The 25495-nt window shown below is 46.5% G+C and carries 23 protein-coding genes; 10 read left to right on the top strand and 13 right to left on the bottom strand.

Annotated features, from left to right (window positions below; translation table 11 throughout):
* Positions 1-31: 31 nt before the first annotated feature.
* Positions 32-1012, top strand: a complete 981-nt coding sequence (locus BVG16_RS24625) for a DMT family transporter (RefSeq protein WP_078501853.1) — start codon at positions 32-34, stop codon at positions 1010-1012.
* A gap of 12 nt (positions 1013-1024) precedes the next feature.
* Here BVG16_RS24625 and BVG16_RS24620 read toward each other — a convergent pair whose 3' ends face one another.
* From BVG16_RS24620 to BVG16_RS24600, 5 genes are all read right to left on the bottom strand, one after another.
* Positions 1025-1957 carry a TRM11 family SAM-dependent methyltransferase gene (locus tag BVG16_RS24620; RefSeq protein WP_078501852.1) on the bottom strand — a complete coding sequence of 311 codons (933 nt, stop codon included), beginning with the start codon at positions 1955-1957 and terminating at the stop codon, positions 1025-1027.
* A 131-nt stretch (positions 1958-2088) separates the two neighbouring features.
* Entirely contained in the window at positions 2089-2307 is a 219-nt protein-coding gene (locus tag BVG16_RS24615; RefSeq protein WP_078501851.1) for a hypothetical protein, read from the bottom strand.
* A gap of 82 nt (positions 2308-2389) precedes the next feature.
* The gene (locus tag BVG16_RS24610; protein ID WP_078501850.1) at positions 2390-3502 is read right to left on the bottom strand and encodes a Gfo/Idh/MocA family protein; all 1113 of its coding nucleotides are present in this window, start codon (positions 3500-3502) and stop codon (positions 2390-2392) included.
* A 51-nt stretch (positions 3503-3553) separates the two neighbouring features.
* On the bottom strand, positions 3554-4717 hold the full coding sequence (locus BVG16_RS24605) for a Gfo/Idh/MocA family protein (RefSeq protein WP_078501849.1): 1164 nt from the start codon (positions 4715-4717) through the stop codon (positions 3554-3556).
* 37 nt (positions 4718-4754) lie between these two features.
* On the bottom strand, positions 4755-5762 hold the full coding sequence (locus tag BVG16_RS24600) for a LacI family DNA-binding transcriptional regulator (protein WP_198957531.1): 1008 nt from the start codon (positions 5760-5762) through the stop codon (positions 4755-4757).
* A 179-nt stretch (positions 5763-5941) separates the two neighbouring features.
* Here BVG16_RS24600 and BVG16_RS24595 point away from each other — a divergent pair, with 179 nt between their 5' ends.
* The 3 genes from BVG16_RS24595 (at position 5942) to BVG16_RS24585 (ending at position 8911) form a co-directional block, all read left to right on the top strand.
* Positions 5942-7123 (top strand): MalY/PatB family protein, encoded by a 1182-nt coding sequence (locus tag BVG16_RS24595; RefSeq protein WP_078501848.1) that lies wholly within the window; start codon positions 5942-5944, stop codon positions 7121-7123.
* Positions 7124-7289: 166 nt separating this feature from the next.
* The gene (locus BVG16_RS24590; protein ID WP_078501847.1) at positions 7290-7970 is read left to right on the top strand and encodes a DNA alkylation repair protein; all 681 of its coding nucleotides are present in this window, start codon (positions 7290-7292) and stop codon (positions 7968-7970) included.
* Entirely contained in the window at positions 7967-8911 is a 945-nt protein-coding gene (locus BVG16_RS24585; RefSeq protein WP_078501846.1) for a serine hydrolase domain-containing protein, read from the top strand. Before BVG16_RS24590 ends, BVG16_RS24585 begins: the two co-directional genes overlap by 4 nt.
* Positions 8912-8942: 31 nt before the next feature.
* Here the strand turns inward: BVG16_RS24585 and rnhA are convergent, their stop codons facing one another.
* Together rnhA and BVG16_RS24575 are read right to left on the bottom strand one after the other, a co-directional pair.
* Positions 8943-9590, bottom strand: a complete 648-nt coding sequence (rnhA, locus tag BVG16_RS24580; RefSeq protein ID WP_078501916.1) for a ribonuclease H — start codon at positions 9588-9590, stop codon at positions 8943-8945.
* Between the two features lie 95 nt (positions 9591-9685).
* Positions 9686-10405 (bottom strand): response regulator transcription factor, encoded by a 720-nt coding sequence (locus BVG16_RS24575; protein WP_158081780.1) that lies wholly within the window; start codon positions 10403-10405, stop codon positions 9686-9688.
* A 217-nt stretch (positions 10406-10622) separates the two neighbouring features.
* Here BVG16_RS24575 and BVG16_RS24570 point away from each other — a divergent pair, with 217 nt between their 5' ends.
* A complete protein-coding gene (locus BVG16_RS24570) occupies positions 10623-11381 on the top strand; it encodes a threonine/serine exporter family protein (RefSeq protein WP_078501915.1) in 759 nt (252 codons plus the stop codon).
* Between the two features lie 33 nt (positions 11382-11414).
* Positions 11415-11846: a threonine/serine exporter family protein gene (locus BVG16_RS24565; RefSeq protein ID WP_078501844.1), complete on the top strand. Its 432-nt coding sequence runs from the start codon at positions 11415-11417 to the stop codon at positions 11844-11846.
* A 58-nt stretch (positions 11847-11904) separates the two neighbouring features.
* Here BVG16_RS24565 and BVG16_RS24560 read toward each other — a convergent pair whose 3' ends face one another.
* Positions 11905-13251: a nucleobase:cation symporter-2 family protein gene (locus BVG16_RS24560; protein WP_078501843.1), complete on the bottom strand. Its 1347-nt coding sequence runs from the start codon at positions 13249-13251 to the stop codon at positions 11905-11907.
* Positions 13252-13516: 265 nt separating this feature from the next.
* Here BVG16_RS24560 and BVG16_RS24555 point away from each other — a divergent pair, with 265 nt between their 5' ends.
* Positions 13517-14497, top strand: a complete 981-nt coding sequence (locus BVG16_RS24555) for an aromatic ring-hydroxylating oxygenase subunit alpha (RefSeq protein ID WP_078501842.1) — start codon at positions 13517-13519, stop codon at positions 14495-14497.
* 71 nt (positions 14498-14568) lie between these two features.
* On the opposite strand, the gene BVG16_RS24550 is transcribed toward BVG16_RS24555, so the two are convergent.
* Positions 14569-15876, bottom strand: coding sequence for an NCS2 family permease (locus BVG16_RS24550; protein WP_078501841.1), 1308 nt, complete (start codon positions 15874-15876; stop codon positions 14569-14571).
* Between the two features lie 73 nt (positions 15877-15949).
* Here BVG16_RS24550 and BVG16_RS24545 point away from each other — a divergent pair, with 73 nt between their 5' ends.
* Positions 15950-16654, top strand: a complete 705-nt coding sequence (locus BVG16_RS24545) for a Crp/Fnr family transcriptional regulator (protein WP_078501840.1) — start codon at positions 15950-15952, stop codon at positions 16652-16654.
* 643 nt (positions 16655-17297) lie between these two features.
* Here BVG16_RS24545 and BVG16_RS24540 read toward each other — a convergent pair.
* The 4 genes from BVG16_RS24540 to BVG16_RS24525 form a co-directional block, all read right to left on the bottom strand.
* Positions 17298-18077: a TatD family hydrolase gene (locus BVG16_RS24540; protein WP_078501839.1), complete on the bottom strand. Its 780-nt coding sequence runs from the start codon at positions 18075-18077 to the stop codon at positions 17298-17300.
* A gap of 3 nt (positions 18078-18080) precedes the next feature.
* A complete protein-coding gene (locus BVG16_RS24535; RefSeq protein WP_078501838.1) occupies positions 18081-18866 on the bottom strand; it encodes a nucleotidyltransferase domain-containing protein in 786 nt (261 codons plus the stop codon).
* Between the two features lie 278 nt (positions 18867-19144).
* Positions 19145-22525, bottom strand: a complete 3381-nt coding sequence (locus BVG16_RS24530; protein WP_078501837.1) for a DEAD/DEAH box helicase — start codon at positions 22523-22525, stop codon at positions 19145-19147.
* Between the two features lie 133 nt (positions 22526-22658).
* Positions 22659-23048, bottom strand: a complete 390-nt coding sequence (locus tag BVG16_RS24525; protein WP_078501836.1) for a (deoxy)nucleoside triphosphate pyrophosphohydrolase — start codon at positions 23046-23048, stop codon at positions 22659-22661.
* 293 nt (positions 23049-23341) lie between these two features.
* On the opposite strand from BVG16_RS24525, the gene BVG16_RS24520 reads away from it, so the two are divergent.
* Together BVG16_RS24520 and BVG16_RS24515 are read left to right on the top strand one after the other, a co-directional pair.
* On the top strand, positions 23342-23794 hold the full coding sequence (locus BVG16_RS24520; protein WP_078501835.1) for a MarR family winged helix-turn-helix transcriptional regulator: 453 nt from the start codon (positions 23342-23344) through the stop codon (positions 23792-23794).
* Positions 23795-23803: 9 nt separating this feature from the next.
* Positions 23804-25465 (top strand): MDR family MFS transporter, encoded by a 1662-nt coding sequence (locus tag BVG16_RS24515; protein WP_078501834.1) that lies wholly within the window; start codon positions 23804-23806, stop codon positions 25463-25465.
* Positions 25466-25495: the final 30 nt, after the last annotated feature.

Genomic DNA, 25495 nt, shown 5'->3' with positions numbered 1-25495 from the left:
TACATTGGATTTGACAAGGGGGATTTCAACCATGAAAACAAATCATGGCGTTAAATGGGCCGTACTCTCGGCCATCGTGTATTCAATCATCGTCGGGTTTTCATTCCTATTCATGAAGAGCGCGCTGGAATTCGCAGACCCGTTCGTCGCATTGGCGTACCGGTTTATCATCTCGTTCATCGTGATGAGCGTTCCTGTGGGACTTGGCCTCATCAAGCTTCAATTTCGCGGCAAATCATTTCGAGGGTTACTCTGGCTTGCGCTCTTGTATCCGACACTTTTCTTCGCACTGCAAGCCTTTGGCTTGAAATACGCGACATCTGCAGAAGGCGGCATTCTGTATGCATTCACGCCGATCCTAACGGTCATGTTTGCCGCATATTTTCTTAAAGAACGCACGAATCGCTTGCAGAAGTTATCCATTGCGATCTCCGTGTTCGGGGTGTTGTTGATGGTCCTTGTGAAAGGCGTGGGACTGGATCCTTCTCATTTGGTCGGCATCCTATTGCTGTTCTTATCGGTTCTTTCCTTTGCTGGATACGGTGTGCTGGCGCGTAAGTTAACCCAACAATTTCGTCCAGCAGAACTCACTTATTTCATGATGGGCGTCGGCAGTATCGTGTTTGGCCTGATTGCCTTGGTACAACACGGCATGAATGGCACGATGTCTGCGTTAGTCACGCCGTTAACTTATGGATCCTTCTGGACATCCATCCTATACCTGAGCGTGCTGTCGTCGCTATTGAGCTTCTTGCTCATTACCTTCACATTGTCGAAGATGGAAGCCTCCAAGGTCAGTGTATTCTCAAACCTTTCGACCGTCGTATCGATGATAGCGGGCGCGGTCCTGCTTGGCGAGAGCGTGACCTTGTATGATTGGATTGGTTCTGCCTTAATTATCGCAGGCGTTATTGGGATGAACATCCGCGGGAATCGTGCAGCTTCTGCACCTGCTTCTGCCTCTGCTTCAAAACAGCAGAAATCCGCTGCCCCTCAACAAATCAAAGGATAGCGGCACACAGCATTATTCCGCAACGATCACTTCGCGAACAAAGGTACCTTTACGGACCTGACAACGTTCTATCATGCGGAATCCGGATTGGATAACGGATGTGTCGATTGGCTCTGCAGTCACAATGACCACTTTATCGGTAAAACGTCGGGCACTAGAGAGCATCGCTTGCTGCTCCTCCGGTGATAATTTCGAGCATAAATTATAAGGCATATCGATGATTGCCACGTCATAATGGTCTGTTATGTCCTTCATATCGCCTAGCGTTACGACATTCGGATAGCCAAAATGCGCTAAATTCGTACGTGCTCCTCGTGCTGCCAGAGGGTTGATATCCCGGCCGACGATATCCATTTCCATAGATAAAGCTTCTATAAGTACTGTGCCGATCCCGCAGCATGGATCAATTACGCGGACATGCTGCGGCTCCGGAACAGCGATGTTCACGACCGCTCGAGCAAGCCTTGTACTTAGGGCTGTTGAATAATGTTGGGGTTTATCATTATGATGCAGCCATACGGCTTCACTCTGCTTCATCTCACCAAACATCCATGTACCGCGATGTTTGGCGACGCCGAATACGCGCTCGGGCTGTCTCATATCGGCTTTGCCAACCAGACGTGCGCCCAGCTTCCGCTCGATTGCCCGTTGTTCTTCGTAGGATGGAGCATCCTCTGATTCTTTGATGTATTTGACCTTGAACGTAGCTCCTGACAGCTCAATCGAGGCCATTTGGTACATCAGTGTATCGAGGTTCTCTGCCGTATGTATAATGGTCAATCGTTGATGGATAAACGGGCTGCGGCTCGGATCTATGCTCTTCGTAGAAAGAACCAACTTGTTGGTATCTGAAATAGGATCTATATCCAATAATGAACGAAGTTCGAGTCGGCATAAGTCTTGTTCATCTTCGTGGGCTGTATAGGTATATAAATAGGTGTTCATCGAACTTCCGCCTTCTCTCCTGTAGTTGCGTGATCTTTAGCCAGTATAGCGGAAGCCAGACGTGAAATCGAGCCTTACAACAATAAAACGGCTGTACCATATCTTTCGTATGGTACAGCCGTTTCTTGATATTAATTAATGTATTCATCATCGAACAAATTCGTTGTATCCGACGCCGGTACTTTGGCAGCCGAATTCGATGCTTCCGAAATGACATCTCCTGCAGGTTGCACGTCGTCCCGGCCATATTGCATCGATGTCAATCCAACACTCGCGGATGTTGCAGCATTCATGGAATCAAAATCCGCTTGGATCATATCCTGAACAGCTTTTCTGCTCTGATCTGACATGTCTGTTACTCCTCCTTGAAAGACTTAAGCTTACACGGATAGAGTTACCTTTTCAGCCCAATTTATGCAGATTCATAGGTGATCAATCGAGTACGTTAATCAGATTCCCTTGCGGCATAAGCTTTGGCGCTTCACATGTCGATTGCATACGATAGTGCTTACCTTCCGTCGAAGCATCGTGAAATCCATGCATTGCTTCCAGCACGTGATAGGCAAGCTCGCCATTCGCACGATGCGGACGACCATTCTTAATCGCATAGGCCATATCCAATACGCCCACACCGCGGCTGTTCTCCGTAAACCCATGTGTCATCGGAATCTCTTGGAACGCAGGAGAATCAAATCGACGCAGCTTCACAGGTCCGCCGAACATATTCGGATCCGGGACGCTCAGTGTTCCTTCACTGCCGTAAATCTCAATGCACGGCAGCTGATGACCGCCAAACACATCAAAGCTCATGACCATCGTGCCAATGACACCGCTTTGGAAATCAAGTGTTCCCGCTACGTGAGTCGGTGTCTCCACATGGATCGACTGACCCTGCTTCTTCTCGCTTAATATCGTACGTTCAGGGAAGGAAATTCCCGTTGACCCACTAATTCGAGTAATTGGGCCTAACATCGCAATCAATGAAGTTAAATAATACGGTCCCATATCGAACATCGGGCCGCCGCCGCGAGCATAATAGAATTCAGGGTCTGGATGCCAATGTTCCGGTCCCTGTCCGACCATGAAGGCTGTCGCAGCTACTGGTCTCCCGATCCATCCCTCACGAATTAATTTGACGCATGTCTGGATTCCTCCACCCAAGAAGGTATCCGGTGCGCTTCCCACGCGTAATCCGCGGCGCTTGGCCACCTCCAGAATGTGCTGACCTTCTTCACGTGTCACCGCGAGCGGCTTCTCTCCATAGACATGCTTCCCTGCTTCCAGCGCTTGAATGCTGACCTCTGCGTGGGCTGCAGGAATCGTCAAGTTGATCACCAAATCAATGTCTGGATCTTCGAGCAGCTCAGAGACGGTGCATGCCTTCGCAATGCCGTATTGAGCCGCTGCTGCCTGCGCACGCGCCAGACTTATATCCGCACATGCTACCACGTCCAAAACCGGGTATTTAGCGCAATTTTCAAAATAAACACTACTAATCTTACCGCATCCAATAATCCCTACGCGTACGTTGTGATCTAACGTCATGACGTCTCAACCTCTCTATCTTCTCGTTTATTTGTATGTGTCTTCTCTATTCTATAATTCGGATATGGCAACCCAGCGCCGTTCTTCAATGGACTGATCCACGGCTTCCAATACAGCTTGGCACTTCACACCGTCGTTGAAATTCGGAACCGGTTGTCTGTCCTCACGAATGGCATCCATCATTTCAACCATCTCATGAATGAACGTGTGCTCATACCCGATCGTATGTCCTGGCGGCCACCAAGCCTCAGCGAAAGCATGCGCTGGGTCCGTCGCTAATACACGGCGAAAACCTTGAACGTCACTTGCATCCTCTACAAAATAAACTTGCAGCTCATTCATCCGCTCAAAATCAAATTTCACGCTTCCCTTACTCCCGTTGATTTCAAAGGAATTCGTGCAGCGGTGCCCGGCGGCAAACCGTGTTGCCTCGAAGCTTCCCATGGCACCGTTCGCGAAGCGAGCCATAAACAGTGTTGCATCATCCACCGTCACAGGACCGCGCTCTGCCGACACGCCGCCTTTCGAACTTAGGCCTGTCGTTCCTGCGGACGGCAAAGGACGTTCCTTCACGAACGTATCGCTCATCCCAATCACTTCTTGCAGATCACCGACAAGGTAATGGGCAAGATCAATGACATGGGCACCTAGATCCCCATGCGAGCCCGAACCAGCAATCTCTTTCTGTAATCGCCAAGCTAGCGGAAATTCCGGATCTATTAACCAATCTTGCAGAAACATGCCGCGGAAGTGGTAGATTTGCCCTAGTCGGCCTTCGTCAATTAATTTCTTTGCGAGTATCACTGCAGGCGCGAAGCGGTAGTTGAAGCCGACCATATGCTTAACGCCCGCTTCTTCTGCAGCAGCCAGCATGTCGCGGGAATCAGCGAGTGTAAGCGCTAACGGCTTTTCGCAGAATAAATGTTTGCCGGCTTGAGCTGCCGCAATCGCAATCTCTTTGTGCGTATCACTCGGTGCGTTAATATCAATCAGATCGATATCATCGCGTTGAATCATTTCGCGCCAATCCGTGACATAGCTTTCCCAACCTAATTGAGAAGCTGCTTGCGCGACATCGTTCTCGTTGCGTCCACAGATTAACTTCATTACCGGACGAGCCGTCTTCGGGAAAAACATCGGCAGATCCCGATACGCATGACTGTGCGCTTTGCCCATAAATTTATAACCAATCATCCCCACTTGAACTTGATTCATTCTTTATCTCCTCCGATTCTTGGTATGTAACGCAGGATTAACGTATGACTAAGTGCGTGGATAGCTTTTCTTGAAAAATTTCCTTTTCATCGTTGGCATCGATTGATTCTAAGAGCTTTGCTGCGGCCAAGCTCCCCATTTCATAGAAAGGTACGGCAACGCTCGTTAAAGGCGGCTCCGTAAACTGCGCAGCATCCGAGTTATCATAGCCAACGATTGCCATGTCCTGGCCCGCGCCTCTCCCCAGCTCCCGCAGCTTCTGCATGAACCCGATGGCCATGCGATCATTCCCCGCAAAGACGGCATCGACCTGCTGCTCAAGGATATAAGGAGCCGCTTGATAACCGCTGGTTCGGCTATAATTTCCTTCGACATAGAGGCGTTCATCAAATGCGATACCCCGTTCCCCTAATGCTTTCAAATAACCCTTCAACCGATCCTGGCTATTGGAATACGCCGGAGACCCGTTTAAGAAAGCAATTCTTGCATGCCCTTGGTCGAGTAAATACTTCACGGCCAAGTAACTGCCCTGTACATGGTCCGCATCCAATGTATTGCACCGAAGTTCCTCATAATGCTGACCGATTAAGCAGAATGGCAGCTTCGCCGCCTGGAGACGAACTAACGACTCCCGCTCTTCTACCGTATTGCGCGCGCCAAGAATAATGCACGCATCCACCTTCTGACGCTGAAAAAGCAATTCGTAATCGTTATCTGTCTCTAATGAACGAAACTTTAACAGCAAGTCATATCCTCTCTCTTTGGCCGCGGCTCCGATTCCGCTGAGCATCTCCGAGAAATAAAAGGTTGAAAACAAATGGACCCCGGGAACATAAGGCAGAACAACGCCTAGATTCCCACTTTTCCCACGAGCAAAGCTCTGGGCAATGGCATTCGGAGCGTAATTGAAGTGCTTCGCTGCTTGAAGTACGCGCTGCCTCGTCTCTTCTTTGATCGGACCCACATCATTGAGAACACGGGAGACGGTCGCCTCAGATACACCGGCGCGTGCTGCTACTTCTTTTCGTGTCGCGATGGTCCGCACCTCCGTATAACTTCATTGGTCTTGCTTACATTTTCGCAAGTGTGATAAATGTCATAATGTACACGCGTACATTATTTCAATTCAACTCTTCGCTGTCAAGAGAAAAATATTAGGCTTGCAACCCTTCTCGTAATCTCTTTAAATGAGGTTATAAGACAGATCAACAGGAGGTTCTACAGATGAATTCATTTTTCGATCAAATTACGAATCGCTTCGGTACCAACAGCGACAAATGGGAACCCGTAGGCCAACAATTCGGACACCATCAAATCGCTTTATCTGTGGCAGACATGGATTTGCGTATATCGCCGGCCATTCAGGATGTTGTCATGCATATGGCGGAACATGGTATTTATGGTTATACCAATGCATACGCCTCCTATTATGATGCAGTACAGCGCTGGATGCGCGACGCCTATCAATGGCCTATTGAACAAGATTGGATTGTCTTCTGCCCGCGAATCGTACAGGCGGTATCGTTGATCATTCAGCATTTTACGCAAGAGACGGATCGGGTACTCATTCATACGCCTTCCTATTTTCCGCTTCAGAGTGCCGTGACCCGGAATCACCGGACCTTGGTGGAAAGCCCACTCCTCCTTAAAGACGGACGTTATGAAATAAACTTTGAGGAAATGGAACAGCATATGCGGGAAGGGATCAAAATATTGCTCTGGGTCTCGCCCCAGAATCCAACCGGAAGAGTATGGACGCGGCAAGAGCTGGAACGTGTCGCAGCCTTATGCATCAAGTATGATGTGCTGCTCGTGTCAGACGACATTCATGCGGATTTCGTCCATCCGGGTCATGAGCATACGGTGATCGCCCGCTTATCGGATGAGATCGCTGCCCGTTCCATTATATGTACTTCCCCAGCGAAGACATTCAATCTTGCAGGGCTTGCCGTATCGAACATTATCATTCCAAATCAGCAGTTGCGGGACCAATTCAAGAAAGTTTTGCTGCAGACGGGGATCTTCGATCCGACCTACTTCGCCGTTCCCGCGCTGGAAGCAGCGTACACGAAGTCGGATGTATGGCTAGAGGAGCTCCTTCTGTATATTCAAGGCAATATCAAATACGCTGAACAATTCATCGCGGATCATATGCCAGAACTCAAGGTCATTCAACCGGAAGGAACCTATCTCTTATGGGTCGATTGTCGAGGAATTAGTGAAAACGAAAGCGTCTTAAAACAATGGATTGAGGTAGAAGCCGGCGTCACGCTCTGCTTCGGTACAGCCTATGGTGCGATTGGTGAAGGCTACGTGCGGATCAACCTTGGAACGCCGCGCCCGCTCTTACAACAAGGACTCGAACGAATGCTTGCTGCCTATCCTAAGAAATCCATAACCTTATAATTTCATATGAATCCGCTCTATCTTAGGTAATGTACTGAGTTATAGAGCGGATTTTTTTCTAATGAGGATGAAGCGATGTTACCCCGGCGTGGTACGGATGGAATCAACGGGTTGTGTTACAATATAACCAATCTTTGCAATATTCTAAGAAGAAGGAGCTATGTATATGCTTACCTATGCTCAGCAATTAGAAGCTTATTTCCGAACCCATGCAAATGCTGAACAAGCAGCTCCGATGGCTGCCTATATGCGCGATCAGTTCCCCTTTCTTGGCATTCGGTCAACAGAGCGTACACAGCTCTTACGAAGCTTTTTTCAAGAATACGGCATTCCTAAAGAAAATGAACTTGCTGCTGTTTCCGCGGACATCTGGAACCTGCCTGAGCGGGAATTTCAGTATATTGCCATGGTCGTCCTGGAAAAGTATCGTAAAAAGGCTCCTCTTCAGCATATCGAAGCCTTGGAGCAATACGTTGTTTCAAAATCGTGGTGGGATACGGTAGATTTGATATCGTCACGGCTGATCGGATTTCATCTCATGCAATATCCCGAACTTATCCCTACATATACCGAGCATTGGATCGCATCGGACAACTTCTGGCTGCAGCGCGCTGCGCTTCTCTATCAGCTTAGTTATAAGAAAAACACGGATGTCGAACGACTCTTCCGCTACATTGAACATTGTAAGGAAGATAAAGAATTCTTCATCCGCAAAGCGATCGGCTGGGTACTTCGTGAATATTCGAAGACCGATGAAGCTGCCGTTCGGCAATTTGTTGCCAACACGTCTCTCTCTCCGCTAAGTGTCAAGGAAGCACTGAAATACGTCGACAGGAGCATGCCATGAGCCCATTCGATTTGCAGTCTATCGAGCGTTCGATTGCTTCGCATGATCTACGAAGCTGTCTTGTCCTGAAGCAGGGTCAATACGTGCTCGAATATTACCGTGAGCCGGAAATCACGAGTCAAATCCATAAAATCAATTCTTGTACGAAGAGCATCTTATCTGCCTTGATCGGCATTGCGATAGACCAAGGTAAGATACAAGGTACTTCGACGCCAATACATCACTATTACCCCGAAGTTCTGCAAGATCATGATTCGCGAAAACATCAAATTACGATTGAGCATTTACTCGCCATGACTTCCGGATGGGAATGGAGCGAATTTGGCGGGATCAACTCTTTTCCGCGAATGACCAAAACCGCGCATTGGCTGCAGTTTGCCTTGGAGCAGCCGATGGCTGATGTCCCCGGCGAACGCATGGTCTACAATTCAGGATGCTCGCAGCTATTAGCCGGCATTCTCATGCAGACAACCGGAATGCCTGTCTCGAAGTTCGCTGAGCAGCATTTGTTCGGTCCTCTTGGTGTAGAAGATTACCTCTGGGAAGTTGATCCGCAAGGAATACATACCGGAGGTTTTGGATTATCACTGAAGCCTTCGGATATGGTCAAGTTCGGTCAGCTCTTTCTTCAACGTGGAGCATGGAAAGGTCGACAGCTCCTGTCTTCTAATTGGGTACAGCAATCAACGCAACCGCGAATTCAAGCCAATAAGCCGCGTGAAGGCTTCTATGGATGGCATTGGTGGGTCTCTTCCTTTCAGACGGATGAACAACCTGCACAGGATGTTCCCTACTATTTCGCCTTAGGGTTCGGCGGTCAATATATCATCGTCGTCCCCTCGCATGACCTCGTTGCTGTATTAACGAACGATAAGCACAAAAAAAGAAAGCCGCCGTTAGATTTGTTTCTTCAATATATCGCGCCTGCGCTGCGCAAATAAAAAGCATGTCCCCTTGAGAGGACATGCTTTTCTATTTACGGCCATAATCGGCTTTAATTTCTCCCCAACTCTTGGTTTCCCATTTCAACACTTTATTCTTGTACGAATTTTGCTGCAGCCACTGCTCCGCCCGATCGATTAAAGTCCAAATCTCTTGGGTCGACTCGTCCCGAGCTAACGTCGTGGATACCTTTTTCTGCTTTAACCATTTTAATGCATTCGCGGAATCACTATAGATCGTCTTCGTGCTATTGTGCTGCTTCAGATAAGCCAAAGCATGTACAATTGCGAGAAATTCTCCTAAATTATTCGTTCCTTTACGAATGGGTCCTACCGCGAACAGTACCTCACCCGTCTGCGTATCTACCCCTTTGTATTCAACAGGGCCCGGATTACCGCGTGTACCCACATCCACGGAGATACTATCGTAATCGATTTGATCCATCGGAATGGAAGCAGATGCCTTCGAGGTCTTGGGTACGCCGCTTCCTTTGCTCTGAACTTGCCCCCAATAGGATTTCGCGCCACCTTGATACGCTTTTTCCGCTTCCGCAAGCGACTCATACGACTTGAACTTCGCTTGAGGGAACTGATTCACTTGTGCTTGGCACTCTGCCCATGTCTTATAAATGCCAGGTTGTTTGCCTGCCCAGACTACATAATATTTTTGCTTCGCCATGCTTGTCCGCCTTCCATCATGATCTTGTTCATCTATTATAATGGAAAACACAACGAACATCATGGTCCTTTTTATTTTCACGGCTTCATCACGAATTATATGCACTGACTCTGTGACGCATCACGAATAAAATACCCGATTCCTCGGCAGGTCCGAATCCGTTTTTGTTTGAAGGGATAGTCTAATTTCTGCCGCAAATAGCGAATATATACGTCTACAATGTTCGTATTCCCAAAAAACTCGTATCCCCAGACATGTTGAAGAATTTGCTCGCGTGTCATGACCTGATTACGGTTCTCCACCAAGTACATTAACAGATTAAATTCCGTAGGTGTCAGATCGATTTTCGTATCCCCTTGCGTTACTTCTCGTAATCCCGGATGAATGACCAGTTCTCCCATAGCCATGGTAACGTCCTGCTGCGCTGCTTCATCTTCATTTCCTTCAACCTGCCGATGACGCAAACAGACTCGGATCCGAGCCATCAACTCCGCGACCTGAACAGGCTTAACCATGTAATCATTCGCGCCTTGATCCAGCCCCCTCACTTTGTATAACCAATGATCTTCCTCCGACAAAAGAATTACGGGCGTTCCTTCATCTATTGTACGAATTTGACGCAGTACATCCATGCCATTCCGATCTGGAAGCTGCATAGCCAGCAGTATCATACTCCAGCTCTCGGTCTGTACCCATTGGACGCCCTCTTCCCCAGTTCGGGAACATTCTACTGTATAACCTTCGTACTGAAGTCTCAAGGTTAGCAAATGTGTATGGTTCTCATCGTAGTCTATGATCAAAACGCGGTTTTCCATGGTATCCACCTCCCTTCGCTGATGTGAAAATAGGGTAACATCCATTTATGAGTTTTAAATGAGAATTGTATATTTTGAAATATTTACAAGAAACCCATCGGCGGCAAAATTTCTAGATGTATAATTTAAGTTAAGCGCTTTACTTTCGACCGGATATTCCCCATAATTATCGTAATTAATCTTAGCGTTCACATAACCTATAGGGGATAGAATCATGATGGAAGAGAAAATCGATCATTTAACCTATGAAATTATAGAAATATGTCTGTTAGCCGGCAAAATCATGTTACAGAGCGGCGCGGAAACGTCTCGTGTAGAAGATACGATGACACGGATCGCCGCGGCACTCGGCATCCCTCGGTCACATAGTTATGTAACGCCGACCGGCATCATCTTCTCTACGGACGGCGCGGAACCAGCGAAGCTGATACGCATTACCGAACGAACAACTGACTTACATAAAGTGGCTGAGGTCAACAGCGTCTCCCGCAACCTGTCAAACGGCGATATTACCATGTCTGAAGCTAGGCTCTTACTCCGGGAAATCGAAGCTCACCCTCACACTTACCCCATATGGTTTCAGATCGTAGCTGCATCCATCGCAAGCGGCTGCTTCTTAATTATGTTCCAAGGCGGTTGGTTCGACTTCATTCCAGCCATGTTATGCGGCGGATTAGGGTTGGCCGCGGTTATTTTCTTCCAACGTCTGGTTGCCGTGAAATTCTTTGCGGAGTTTTCGGCTGCTTTTCTCGTCGGGTTATTCGCCTTCTTCTTCACCGAGATCAGCATCGGTTACCAAGTGGATAAAATCATCATCGGATCGGTAATGCCCCTTGTGCCCGGATTACTCATTACCAATGCCGTCAGAGACCTCATGTCAGGTCATTTGGTGTCTGGTTTATCCAAAGGGGCCGAAGCTTTCCTTACCGCATTTGCGATTGGAACTGGCATTGCGCTTGTCTTTATACTGTTCTAGATGGAATCGATTGCATAATGAAAGAGGTAACTTATGATTGCACAGTTAATCACTAGCTTTATCGCATCTGCCGCTTTTGGTGTCATCTTCAATGCCCCTCGCCGTGCCTTACCGCAATGCGGATTCGTCGGCATGGTCAGTTGGGGAATCTACGTACTTATGAATGCAAGCTACAGTACGGTACTGGCCTCGCTTGTGGCTACCTTCATCGTGGGTGCAACCAGTATCGTGTTCGCAAGATTATATAAAACGCCCGTCATTATTTTTAGCGTATCAGGTATTATCCCGCTCGTTCCTGGTGGCCTTGCGTATGACGCCATGCGCCATTTCGTCCAAAATGATAATATCGCTGCCTTGCAGTTGGCCGCGCAAGCCTTCTTCATTTCCGGCGCGATTGCTATAGGACTCGTCATTGCCGAAGTCTTGAACCAGATGCTGCGCAAGTTGGCCACAAAACTCCAATAGCAACAAAAAAGCTGACGTCGTCATCGACATCAGCTTTTTATTTTATAAGAATCGTTTATTAGGCAACTTCATGTTGCGCCGCACTTACTTCTTGCTTCTTCGTGTTCGGAATGATTAAATTCAAGATCACGGCTGCAAGCGCACCAACGGTAATGCCGGAGGAAAGAATGTAGTTCACGAAGTCTGGCAACCCGTCTGTCGCCCCTTTCGGCAACACCGTAATCGCAACGGTCAGCAATACAGGGATACCGATCACCATCATATTGCGATCATCCAAGATTACATGTTGAATGACTTTAAGACCATTGATCACAATAGCTACACACACGATACCGAAGATTCCGTTAATAACCGGTTCAGGGATGCATGTGATGAGTGCGGACAATTTAGGCATCAGCCCCAAAAGCACCAAGATGCCGCCGCCAGCCATAATCGCCATCCGACTACCTACTCCTGTAATAGCAATAAGACCTGCATTAGAAGAGTAACCCGTCATCGGCGTACTGCCGAATAACGAACCTACGAAACATCCAAGACCTTCACCGAAGGATGCACGGTTCAATCTTTCATCCGTTAGCTCTTCTCCCGTAACCGAAGAAACCACAAACCATGTTCCCGTCGTTTCAATTAATACGATGAAATAGACGAACACCATTGTCAGAATCGCGCTAATATCAAATACAGGCGCACCGAATGGGAATAATTTCGGGAACGAAAACCAAGCGGCTTCTTTCACTGGCGAAAAATCGACCGCGCCGAACATCGAAGCTGTGATGATGCCGGCAACGATCGCAACGATAACCGAAATGAGGCGGAAAAATGTTCCTAACCCTTTCGCTTTACGTCCAAGAAGAATACAAACCACCAAAACTGCAGCAGATACCGCACCAATAATAATATTGTGGCCCAGATTGCCTGGTGCATTATATACATTGCCCAATCCTACAGGCATGAGACCAATACCTACGATCAGAATAACGGTTCCCCCAACAAGCGGCGGAATAAAACGTCGAACAGCTTTTGCGAACCATTTCAAGGGAAGACCAAGTAACATCACGATCAGCGCACCTGGAATCATACTTCCTGCCATCGCCGCTAGACCTAATTTACTGCCGATCGCTCCAATCGCTGCAATGGGAATATATGAGGGTCCTTGCACAACCGGAAGACGAAGACCAATTCCTGTCTGAATTAATGTGGCAAGTCCTGTTGCTAAGAAACACATTTGAATAAAGAAGGAAGCATTACTGGCATCTAGGGCAAGAATCCCTGCAATAATGATTGGTGCGATGTACAAATCCATGGCTAATACGTGCTGTAACCCTAGCAATAGTGCTTTGACGGGGCCAATTTTATCATTCACTCCAACAAGCAGCGGTGAATTGTTTGGCTTCTGCTGTTCCAACGAAAACCATCCTCTCTGATTTTGCAAAATACGATTACACTTTCCGACACCATATGACAAAAATCACAATTCCGATTATAGGCGAGGTTTTCGCATTTGTACAGACCTAAATACGTACATTTTTTTGATTAACCAAAAATAATGTTCGGTTTTTCTGTTGACTTCTCTTATTGATTTGGTACTATTGTACATGTGAGGTTTTTATTTATTCAGAATTAACGATCATTCCTATAATCAACTAGTGAGAGCAAAGGAGTTCAAATTCATGAAGATTGAAGATGCAGTATTACAGCGCGAATGGCTTGTGGCTTGTCGCTCAGACGAATTAACGGAGCAACCTTTAGGCATTACCCTGATGGGCGAACGTGTCGTATTGTTCCGTAATGAGGAAGGGATTCATGCATTTAAGGATCTATGTATTCACCGGGGAGCGAAGCTATCGCTTGGTTGTGTGAAAGACGGCAACTTGGTATGCCCTTACCATGCATGGGAATATGACAGCAGCGGCGCGTGTGTGCGCATCCCTCAACTTCCTGAAGACCGAGCGATTCCTGGTAAGGCTCGTACCGTGAAGTATGCTTGCCAAGAGCAATTTGGACTTATATGGGTATGCTTAGATGCCGACCAATCGGCTCCATTCTTTGAACTGCCGGAATGGGAAGATTCCAAGTACCGTAATGTCATGTGGGGAAAAACACTTGTTGAAGCCAAACCTCCCCGCGTCATTGAGAATTTCTTGGATGTGGGCCACTTGGCTGTTGTCCATGTAGGATATTTAGGCGTAGCAGAGCATACGATCATTGGGGATTATCATGTGATTCAAGAGGGAAATTCGATTCGTTCCGAAGAAATTGCCGTGTTTCAGCCTGACCCTGACGGTTCAGGTCAAGCGAAGAATGTCTACTATACGTACGAGATCCTTCGTCCGATGACGGTGAAGTTCACGAAACGGGATAAAGAAACCGACCAGAAAATGTCGATCATCCTTACCGTTGCTCCCGTCGACACAACGACTTCGATCGCTTACGGCATTCTTTCATTTAATTATCCAATGAACCAGACTGACGCTGAAATCGCAGCGTTCCAAGACGTTATTTTTGCACAGGACAAGCCTGTCGTTGAGAATCAAAAACCTGAGGATCTTCCACTCGATCTTCAAGCCGAACTATCTCTTGCATGTGACCGCATGAGTATCGCCTATCGCCGTTACTTGAAAGACATGGGCCTTCAATGGGGAACGGCTTAAAGAACTTAAGAACTTCATTCATAACAAAAGCTGACCCCTGCGATAAGCAGCTGTCAGCTTTTTCTTTTGCCTTAGAGAGCACCTAATATAAAGTAGAGCAAGAACAAGGCCGCAATCACATACATCGTTCCCGATACCTCAGACCGCCGACCCGTTGCAATTTTGACGATGGGGTAAGCAATGAACCCGAACGCAATCCCATTTACGATACTGAAGGATAACGGCATCACCGCCATCATCAGAAACGCCGGAAAAGCTTCCGTGAAATCATCCAGCTTGATGTCTTTGATTCCTTGGATCATTAAGCAGCCCACGATGACAAGTACCGGTGCTATCGCCTCGTTGGGGATCATTTTCAGAAGCGGAATCACGAACAATGCTGGAATGAACAAAATGCCTGCGATAAATGGCGTTAACCCCGATCTCCCGCCTGCCGCAATCCCAGTTGCTGACTCCGCAGCTGTTGTCGTCGGACTGCACCCCAGCATCGAAGCCGCAATAATAGACAGTGCATTGGCCTGGAATGATCGCTTAAACTTCGAATCGTCCGGCAGCATACCTAACTGTGCCCCCATATTGGCAAAGATGATGACCATGGATAAGGAGAAAACAGCGATCCAGAAATTAAAGGTACTGATTTGACTAAAATCAAAAGAGAAAAACACATTCTCATATCCTGCCATAGAAAAACGGAAGCTCCCCATCGCCGAGAAATCAACGATCCCAAGCAATACCCCAATGATGGTACCTGCAATGATGCCAATTAAGAAATTCCCTTTCACACCGCGCAAGAACAATGGCACGACAATCACAAGCGTCAACATCGTCGTTAAAGCATGCGGATCGCTTAAGCTCGCCAACTGAACGAAGGTACTCTCACTCGGAACGATCACACCGCCATTTTTCAACCCTAAAAATCCGATAAAAAAACCGATCCCTGCGGTCATGGCACGAATCATCGATACAGGGATGGTCTTCGATAAATACATCGCGCCTTTCGTCACCGAAGTTAAGAAAAAGACGATTCCCGCGATACATACGGCTGCTAAGGCTTGCTGCCAAGTAAGACCAAAGGCAAACACTAAGGTAAATACAAAAAACGCGTTGTCCCCCATGCCTGGTGCTAGAATTAACGGTGATTTGGCCCAGAACGCCATCAGCATACATCCGACAAGGGCAGCGAACACCGTCGCGATCGTCGCCGCTTCATACGGCATCCCCGCAATGCTTAGAATGGCTCCGTTGACGGCAATAATATAGGCTATCGTAATAAAAGAAGTCAGACCCGCCAACATTTCCGTACGGATGTTGGTTTCGTTGTCCCGAATCTGGAACAGATTCTTGATTGGTGTACTCAATTCCCTTCGTCCCCCATCCATTTATTCCCTACATATTACTTACTGCCAAAGATGTTACAATAGTTCTGATCTCACCATGAAAGGATCTGTATGCATGATAGATATAACTCAAATCCCGCTGTTCTCTGAGATTCCAACGGATGAGTTAGCCCGTATCGCACCGTTGCTCAAAGAACGCCACTATAAAAAGAACCATGTCTTCATGTTCGAGAATGACCAAAGCGATGAAATTTTCATTCTTCGTACAGGTAAGGTCAAAATATACCGTATTCAAGATGGCAAGGAAGTTGTGCTCAGCTTTCAGTTCCCTGGCGAAATTATCGGTGAAGCCGAAGCCATTACCGGTGACAATCATCGCATTGCATCCGTTGAGGCTTTGGAACCTGTTATCGCTTGGCAAATCAATAAACAAGATTTCCTGCAAATCATTGATCAATATCCATCTGTCCTGCGAAAAGCTTATGAAATTATGTTCCAACGTGTCCGTGTATTGAACCGGACGATTCGCTATATGACCTTCTGTGATGTGCGGACCAAGGTCGCGAACTTAATTATGGACCTGTATTATAATTTCGGGCAAGAAGATGGCATCGCTTACAAAATTGATATAAAGATCAATCACGCGCTGCTCGGCAATATGGTCGGGATTACGCGGGAATCCATCTCCAAAACACTCAGTGATTTTCAGAATGAAGGTTTGATTGATATTCGTCAGAAAATCATTTATGTGATGAATCTAAAACAGCTGGAACAGATGTGTCAAGAAACAGAAGAAGTGCCTGCCCTTCGTAAATGGTAATCCTAATGGTTTCTTCGTAATCGCTTCTACGTAATCGCTTGCAGTCTTACTATATCAAAAGACGCGTAAGGGAGTCAGTTAGGCCCATAACGTTTATTTTGTGAACTGGATCATAAAGTTAGGCTAACCCGTTAGCGGAGTAACGATACATGAGGAAAAGAGAGATAAACAGCAAGAGGCCAGCATGTGACGATGCTGGCTTCAGAGTGCCGATAACGTCCAGAGGACTTTTCGGCACTCTATTTTTTGGGGGTGATCTCGTTTCGTAAATGAAAAATCAATTTAAAACGATCTATAACAATGATGAAGATGAATGAAGTTTGCGATGTTGTTTAAAATCCAGTACAGGTGGGGAAAACGTGTTTGTGGTGGTGCTATATTGGATATATCCACTAACTTCGCTGTCTTCAGTACGATTTCGCACTCTATACTGGATAAATCCAATAGAATGTGCTGAAAATGCCGCTAAAATGCTGAATTTCCCCCTCTATATTGGAAATGTCCAGTATAGGTGCCCGTTTTAGTGCTGGTAGTGAAGCTTTGTTGGATAAATCCAGGATAGGTCTGCAAAAAAGGACTGGTGATGTAGATTTGTTAGAAATCCATTTTAGGTAAGCCAATTCGTGTTGGTGGCAAAGCTATATTAGAGCGCGAAAAAGGAACGCGCCGTGTGGGTCGTTGCCTCGGCAACCTCGTCGGCAGATTTATTCATGCACGTAGCGACGGTTCTTAGGATATGCGGCAAGAACATCGGTTCATTGCGGCCATCCAAGGGTTTGCGTTTGAGATCCCGCGGCGTTAGAAAAGGCGCATCCGTCTCGATCATTAACCGGTCTAATGGGATGATTCGGACCAAATCACGCAGATGCTTCCCCCGGCGCTCATCGCAGATCCAACCGGTAATGCCAATATATAATCCCATATCCAAATAGGCGTACAGTTCTTGCGCTGTTCCTGTGAAACAATGTACGACGGCTTTGTCAAAGGAATTACGATACTCTTTCAATATTCCGACAAATTCACGATGTGCATCACGCTCATGCAGGAATAACGGCATTTGCAGCTCGGCTGCCAGTTGAATCTGCGCTTCGAACCATTGACGCTGTACATCCCGGGGCGAGAAATCTCGATTGAAATCAAGACCGCATTCCCCGATAGCCACCACTTCTGTACGCTGCGCCAAGGCTCTCAGCTTCGGGATCGTATCTGCATTACAGCTCTTCGCATCATGCGGATGCACACCTGCCGTAGCATACAGCTTGGCAGGATACCGACTCGCATAATCCGCTGCCTCCTTGCTGCTTCGTAGACTGGTCCCCGTTAAAATTAATGGAGATACCCCTTCCTCTTCCGCTCTTGCAACAACTTGTTCTCGATCCAGTTGGAACGAACGATGTAATAAATTTACGCCAATATCTATCATGGTTTACTCCTTCCACACTTCCGTTAATGCAGCCCGAAACAATGCGTCAAGCTGTTCATCGAACACGCCTTCGGCGGCTTTCATTTCAGTGGCTGTCTTTTCAAAATAACCAATTTTCTCCTCTAAATAAGCGTTTATCGGATGTATCTGCGGCTCATAATCCAACTCATCCCCTGCTTTTTTGCGAGACAAAAGATCTTGAATGACGGTTCGCAATTCAGCCTCTGCCGGGATCAGTGTATCGACTAACACTTCAAACTCCATCGGAGGCATCTCGTTATATCTTTCAATCCATTCACATGTCAGAACAGGTCGCAGCACATAGAAATACTTCTTAATCTTTACTTGCTCGCTTTGCAAATATTCCCGGAAGTTTCCTTTGGCCATGTTCAGATAATGATACATGCACGATTTCGGCGAAAAGGTGAGCGGTGAGATCGCCCGGATCTGTTCCGTGATCGAATACTTCTCTTCATATAGAATAGGCGAGTACAACCATTCCAATAATGGCGGATTGGACTTGCGGAACAAGTTCAACGCCTTCTTCAAATCCCACCCGTTGATATCCAACAAATCGCTGATAGGACGCTCAATCACATCCCTCCGCTCCTTAATCGATAAATACCAATCTACAGGCCGGATATATATAAATCGTACGTCATAGTCGCTATCTTTGGACGGAAACCCCCATGCACGGCTCCCTGACTCACAGGCATACAAAATACGTACGCCTTCCTGCGCCTCGATCTTTCGAAGCTCTTCTTGAATGATCACGCGGTAATCCAACATTCTACCCCCTCCTCTACCAGCAACAAATGAATGCAAAAAGACCATGGACGTCATCGCCCATGGCCGAAATGGAATAATATCATCCTTCATACGCTAACCTGCTTATTCAGCAACTGCGTAAATCGAATTCCACCTCAAGCGAACATGTCGGAACGATGCGACCTTTATTCTTTTGGTTAAGATTCATCTGAACGTTTAGCATCAACATCGAACCTCCTTCAGTTCATTGGTTAGTGAAATCATACACGGGTATCCATTATATGTCAAACATTACATGCTCAAATCATCAGCAGCTCTCGAATATCTTCCTCGGTAAGCGACGTCGTCGCGCCTTCACCAGTCTGGATCACTTGATCGATAAGATCTTTTTTCTTCTGCTGCAGCTCATACATTTTCTCTTCAACTGTCCCTTGCGTGATTAACCGGATCACCTGCACGACATTCTTCTGTCCCATCCGATGCGCCCGATCCGCCGCTTGCTGTTCGACAGCAGGGTTCCACCACAGATCATACAAAATAACTGTATCTGCCCCCGTTAAATTTAGGCCTGTCCCGCCAGCTTTTAACGATATCAAGAAAATATCATGCTCCCCTTCATTAAATCGGGAACACATCTCTAGCCGTTCTTCCACAGGGGTATCACCAGCGAGATAGAAACACGGCAGCCCCATCCGAGCAAGCATGCTGCGAATGATCTCCAACATTCCCGTGAATTGTGAGAATATCAGCATTCGCTTGCCGCTGCTCATACACTCCTCGATAATCTCGAATAACTGCTCCATCTTACTCGACGAACCTTCGTAATCTTCGACGAAGAGGGCCGGATGACAGCATAATTGCCGCAACCGCGTTAACCCGGCGAGGATTTTCATCCGACTCTTCGGAAATCCTTCCTCCACCAGTTCCTTCGTTGCTTGCTTCCGCAATTTCTCTAGGTAAGCCGCATACAGCTTCTTCTGTTCGGGATATAATTCTGTCGTCTGAAGCGTCTCGATTTTCTCCGGAAGTTCTGTAAGGACATCCCTTTTCATTCTTCGTAAAATAAACGGACGCACCATCTTCGCAACCTGCTCCCGATGAAGCTCGTGAAATACTTTCTTGCTTGTGAACAGCTCCGGGAATATCGCATCAAAAATGGACCATAACTCCTCAAGCGAGTTTTCAATAGGCGTTCCTGTCAAGGCAAAACGTCGCTCTGCTCTGAGCTGTTTTACCGATTGCGATGTTTGCGAAGCATGATTCTTGAATGCTTGGGCCTCATCCAAGAATAAAGCTCCGAACGTCAGCTGTTCATAATGTTCAATATCTCTTCGGAGCAAGGGATAGGATGTAATCAAGACATCCGGTTTACGTCGATAGTTAGGTGAATTCGGAAATAAAGCTTCAATTCGCTCCGCACGCTCCTGCTTATCTCCTATGACGACGGATACCTTGAGTTCAGGTGCGAATTTACGGCATTCTCGCTCCCAGTTAAATACGAGCGAAGCAGGACATACGATCAATGTCGGCATCCGTTCCATTTCGTCCTTTTGCTGCTCAGATAAGATAAAGGTAATACTCTGCAGCGTCTTCCCGAGCCCCATATCATCCGCCAGAATCCCACCAAATCGGTAATGCGCGAGCGTCTTCATCCATTGGAAGCCATGCTGTTGATAGTCCCGTAAAATCGGGGCAAGCGTTGCGGGAACGTCGAATTCCAACTCCTCGGGATGCTTCAGATGCTCCATGAGCTGTCGGAACTCTTTGCCGAACTTAATCCCTTTCAAGTGCTCACCCTGATCTTCTAATTGAAGCCCTCTGAGTACCGGCACCGCGATTTGCGGACCTTTCACTTCCGATTTCTTAACGCCCAACTGTGTTAACAACATCCCGAATTCTTGAAATTCCTCTTGCTCTAAAGATACGAAAGCGCCGGTCGATAGACGGTAATACTTTTTCTTCTCCATAATCGCATGAACCAATTGTTGAATTTCTTGGCGATCCAACCCTTCCATGCTGAATCCCACTTCCAGCCATGTGCCATCCCCTTTCATATTCACCGAAGCTTTGGGGCCTGAACTTGCTTGGCTTGGCGTATACATCACTTCTTGGATGGCAGCCGTTGCATACACTTCAGCATGTCGTTCCAACTGAGGCAGCACATGATATAAGAAGTTATAGATATCTTCTTCATGTTCGAATAGATAACGATCGCGGTGGGGCCTCGATGCGATGGTATTCATCAACGCTTCGATCAATGCTTCCTTCTCGGAGTCGCGTATCAGAATCACGTCGATATCCTTCGCAGATTTCGCACCTTCCGGTGTCTGCGGGATCACGATATTACCGTACCCATACTCAACACGAACAAGTAGATGCTCCTGAAGATTGCGATCCAAATAAACCTTCGTTTTGAGTGGATGCATGGTCAGTCGGTCCTGAATTTCTTGCGTGATACGCACTTGTCCAATTTGCTGCAAGGAAGGAAGAACCCGTTCCATAAAAGGCTCCATTTGCTCTTGTGAAATCAAGAGATGAGGCACGTTATGGAAGATTCTGTTCATATCTGCGATGCGCTTCTCTTCCTTGCCTTGCAATCGGCACAATTGTCCTTCGATTACGCAATATCCATAATGATCGAGGATCATAAGATCTTCAAATCCATAGATATCGAGCTGATATCCGTCCTCACGCGCCTCTTGAAATTGAAAGATGAGCGGTATTCGCTCCTCTTCATCTCTTAGGGTCAAAGGACCGCAGTTCCGATCATTTTGAAAAAATTGCGTGTCGACCTGTACTAGCTTCTTCAGGAGTCGATCCCATTGTGCAGGCGGAATGAGAAGTTCTCGTTCATGATTAAAAGACGTATATGCTGAAGGCGATCCCCATGATTCAAGAACGATCCATTCATTTCGGTAAATATTGAGTAAGATATCGATGACTTCTTGATCCTCAGGTCGAAACCCATGCAGCTCAGGATCATAGGTGAACATCTTCGTGAATTCGTGCGGCTCACCCTCGTCCACATGCTGTAGAAATGCTTTCATTTTCTGCACCACATAAACTTTCTTCGGACCCATTCGCATTTCTAGTGTAAGAACCGATGGCCGAAGATAATCGGAAACGGCTCGGCAGATAAACTCGACTTGAAGATGTTCTTTCTGTCCCGCAATGGGCTGATATCCCGTCTGATCACGAGCCATCTCGCCTTGAAACAACGCAAGGAACGCATCCGTCTGACGATACTTCTCTTCTCTTGCCCGAGACTGAAGCATTTGCAGCTGGATTTGTCGCGCCTCCTCGATGTCTGCGTCAGCACTTCCAAGGGTTGCCTTATCAAGTACATCGGACTTTACAGGTTGTTGAGAAGTATTTGCTAGCTTCCGCTCGACATCCATAATCTCACACAATACACCCGCAATATGTTCACAATTCGTATAGTAGTTCTGGAACGAAGCGCATGTACAAGATGCCTCCACTTCACCGAACGGATCCTTTGACACCTTGACGTTATATTTCTTATTCCCCTTAACGACAGCATTATACTCCATCGTATTCGGATGATAGGTTAAGTCTTGAATACGATCTGCTTGGTAGAGTTCCTCTCCCTTTTTGTAAGCTGCAGATCCGCATAATTCCATAATATCTCGACTTGTTATAGGTTTTCGATTCAATGACATGATTATCTTTCCTCACCTAATCCACATTCTTGGCGTTTCCTTATCATGATTTTATCATATCACAAGAACGTTTGTTCCTCCAAGCAGACATCTTGTCCCAGCTATATCTTCTATATAATAGGAAAGTAATTTTTCAAGCCGATTCTTTCTGCAGCCTTTCAACAAATGGAACATCCGCAGGAGCAAAGTGAAACGCACCTAATTCTTCGCGCCTCACCCAACGGAATTCATCGTGGTCTACGAGTTGTATGGCACCGCTGATATATAACGCTTTATGCGCAATCAGGCGAATTTGAACCGCTCCATAATCAAATTCATTGGCACCATACCATGCTCCCGCTCTGACCTCAATGTTCATCTCTTCCCTTAATTCCCGCTCAATACATGATTCTACCGATTCATTCTCTTCAAGCTTTCCACCAGGAAATTCCCATAATCCTGCTTGAGATTTACCGGATCTGCGTCGAGCAATGAGGATTTCACCTGCAGTATTCTCAATAATGGCCGCTCCGACCTCGATCATCTTTTTAACCCACTTTCGCTTCATCTATATCAATTACATCATTCACTACAGGACGGTTGGATTCCTTCATATCAGAAATTTTAGCACCTGTGTGAAAAGTCACTGACAAATATTTCACCCGTTGAAAACCTATTGACGTTTTAGATCAGAAGGATTATACTATCTAAATATTTGATAGTGTGTTATTTTAGTTCTAAAAAGTATGCATTGCAAATAAGCTAAAGCATATTGGAATGGACCTCTGCATGACTCTGATCCCCAATAGGCTGTTGCTGAAGGAGGAGGAGCTGCTCATGCCAGTTATTAACCGAGATTTATTAGAAATCTCCACGATGTTCAAGACTTTATTAAAGACCATGACGCAAGAATGGAACCGAAGAAGCGTCTACAATTTAACGTATCCTCAATTCAAGATGCTGTTCAAATTGGATCACCATGGTCCCCAACGCGTATCCCAATTAGCCGAAGCGTTATGCATTACCGCGGGTGCGGTAACGGGAGCGGCAGATCGCCTGTTATCTGAAGGGTATATCGAGCGGACCCGGGATGAGGATGACCGCCGCGTCGTCTACATTCAAATCACAGATCAAGGCAAATCTATTGTAGAGAAGGTGTTAGATTCACAAAAAGAAACGATCACGATGTTCTTCGATCGCTTGCCGGATGAAGATATAAAGCACCTCAAACGCATTCTTTCAACGGTGCTTTTGGAGATAGATCACAATAATGAAAAGATAGAGGTGTAGAGAGTCATCATGGAGCATTTATCCATTAAACGTAAAATCACGATTATGATCGCGATTATGGCAGCTATGTTCTTTGCCGCAATCAATCAGACAATCGTTAGTACAGCGATGCCAAGAATTATCTCAATTCTCGATGGCATGGACTTGTACACTTGGACGATCAATATTTATCTGTTAACGTCCACCATCGCAACCGTATTGGTCGGTAAATTATCCGATATTTATGGTCGTAAACCATTTATGCTTGCCGGTATTTTATTCTTTATGGTCGGGGCCTTCTTAACAGGAACGTCATCCGACGTGTATCAGTTCATTACGTATCGCGGTATTCAAGGGATTGGTGCCGGGGTTATTATGGCTACTGCCTTTACGGCGGTCGGTGACTTGTTCCCACCTCGTGAACGTGGTAAATGGACGGGATTAATGACAGCTGTCTTTGGTTTCTCCAGTGTTATCGGGCCTACGCTCGGTGGTTACTTGGTCGATCACATGGATTGGCACTGGTTGTTCTGGATCTTCTTACCATTAGGTGTTGTAGCATTCTTTATGATCATGTTCTTGTTCCCTAAAGTGGATAAGAAACAATCCGAGTCCATTGACTATCTTGGTTCCTTGTTCCTTACGCTTTCTCTTGTTCCTTTATTGCTTGCATTCTCTTGGGCAGGAACAGAGTACAAATGGGGTTCACCGCAAATCTTAGGTTTGCTCGCAGCAACGGTCATCTGCGCCATTATTTTTATTTTCGTCGAGAAACATGCCAAAAGTCCGGTACTTCCATTGTCCTTATTTAAAAACCGGATTGTAACAGTATCGAATGTCATTGGTTTCATTATGAACTTCGGCATGATGGGTGCATTGATTTACTTATCCTTCTTCGTTCAAGGCGTATTGTCCATCTCGCCAACTTATGCAGGTTATGTAACGATGCCCATGTCCATCTTCATGGTGATCATGGCAGCCGTTACAGGTCAATTGATTTCGAAGACGGGTAAATACAAACGTTTTGCCGTCATCGGTATTCCAATCATGATTATCGGGATGATCATCATGGTATTCATGGATAACGTAACTCTCGCTGTTATAAGTATGATTGTCTTCGGTATCGGCCTTGGTCTAGGGATGCCGGTATTCTCGCTTGCAACGCAAAATGCGGTATCGCATAAAGAGCTTGGGGTTGCCACCGCATCTTCGCAATTGTTCCGTAACTTAGGAGGTACAATCGGGATTGCTGTCATGGGTTCTGTCATGTCCACCCGTTTGGCTCATAATCTCAAATCTTCCATGCAAGATGCTGCAGCTCAAGGTATCGACATGACAAAGATGGATCCGAACGTGGCCAAACAACTTGCGCCATTCGCGAATCCACAAATGCTGATGAATAAGCCTGTCATCGATTCCACCATGGCAAGCTTGCCAGCGGACGTTCAACCTATTTTCACGAAAATGTTGGATATGGTTCGCGATGCATTAGCTACAACATTATCCAGCGTATTCTTAACGGGTACGATTGTACTTGTGATTGCCTTAGTATTAGTTTTCTTCTTAAAAGAAATTCCACTTCGCACATCGAATGCTGCTCCTGCTCCAACAACGGATGCAGACGGTAATCCGATCACGGATGACAGCAACAATGCTCCTACAGCGCAGTTCGCTGGTGAAGGCGCGAAATAAGTATTACGACAACTAAAAAAAGCGGTCCAA

Source organism: Paenibacillus selenitireducens, assembly GCF_002021565.1.
GTDB lineage: Bacteria > Bacillota > Bacilli > Paenibacillales > Paenibacillaceae > Paenibacillus_K > Paenibacillus_K selenitireducens.
The sequence above is the reverse complement of the archived record's forward strand: the minus strand, read 5'-3'. Positions and strand labels throughout refer to the sequence as shown.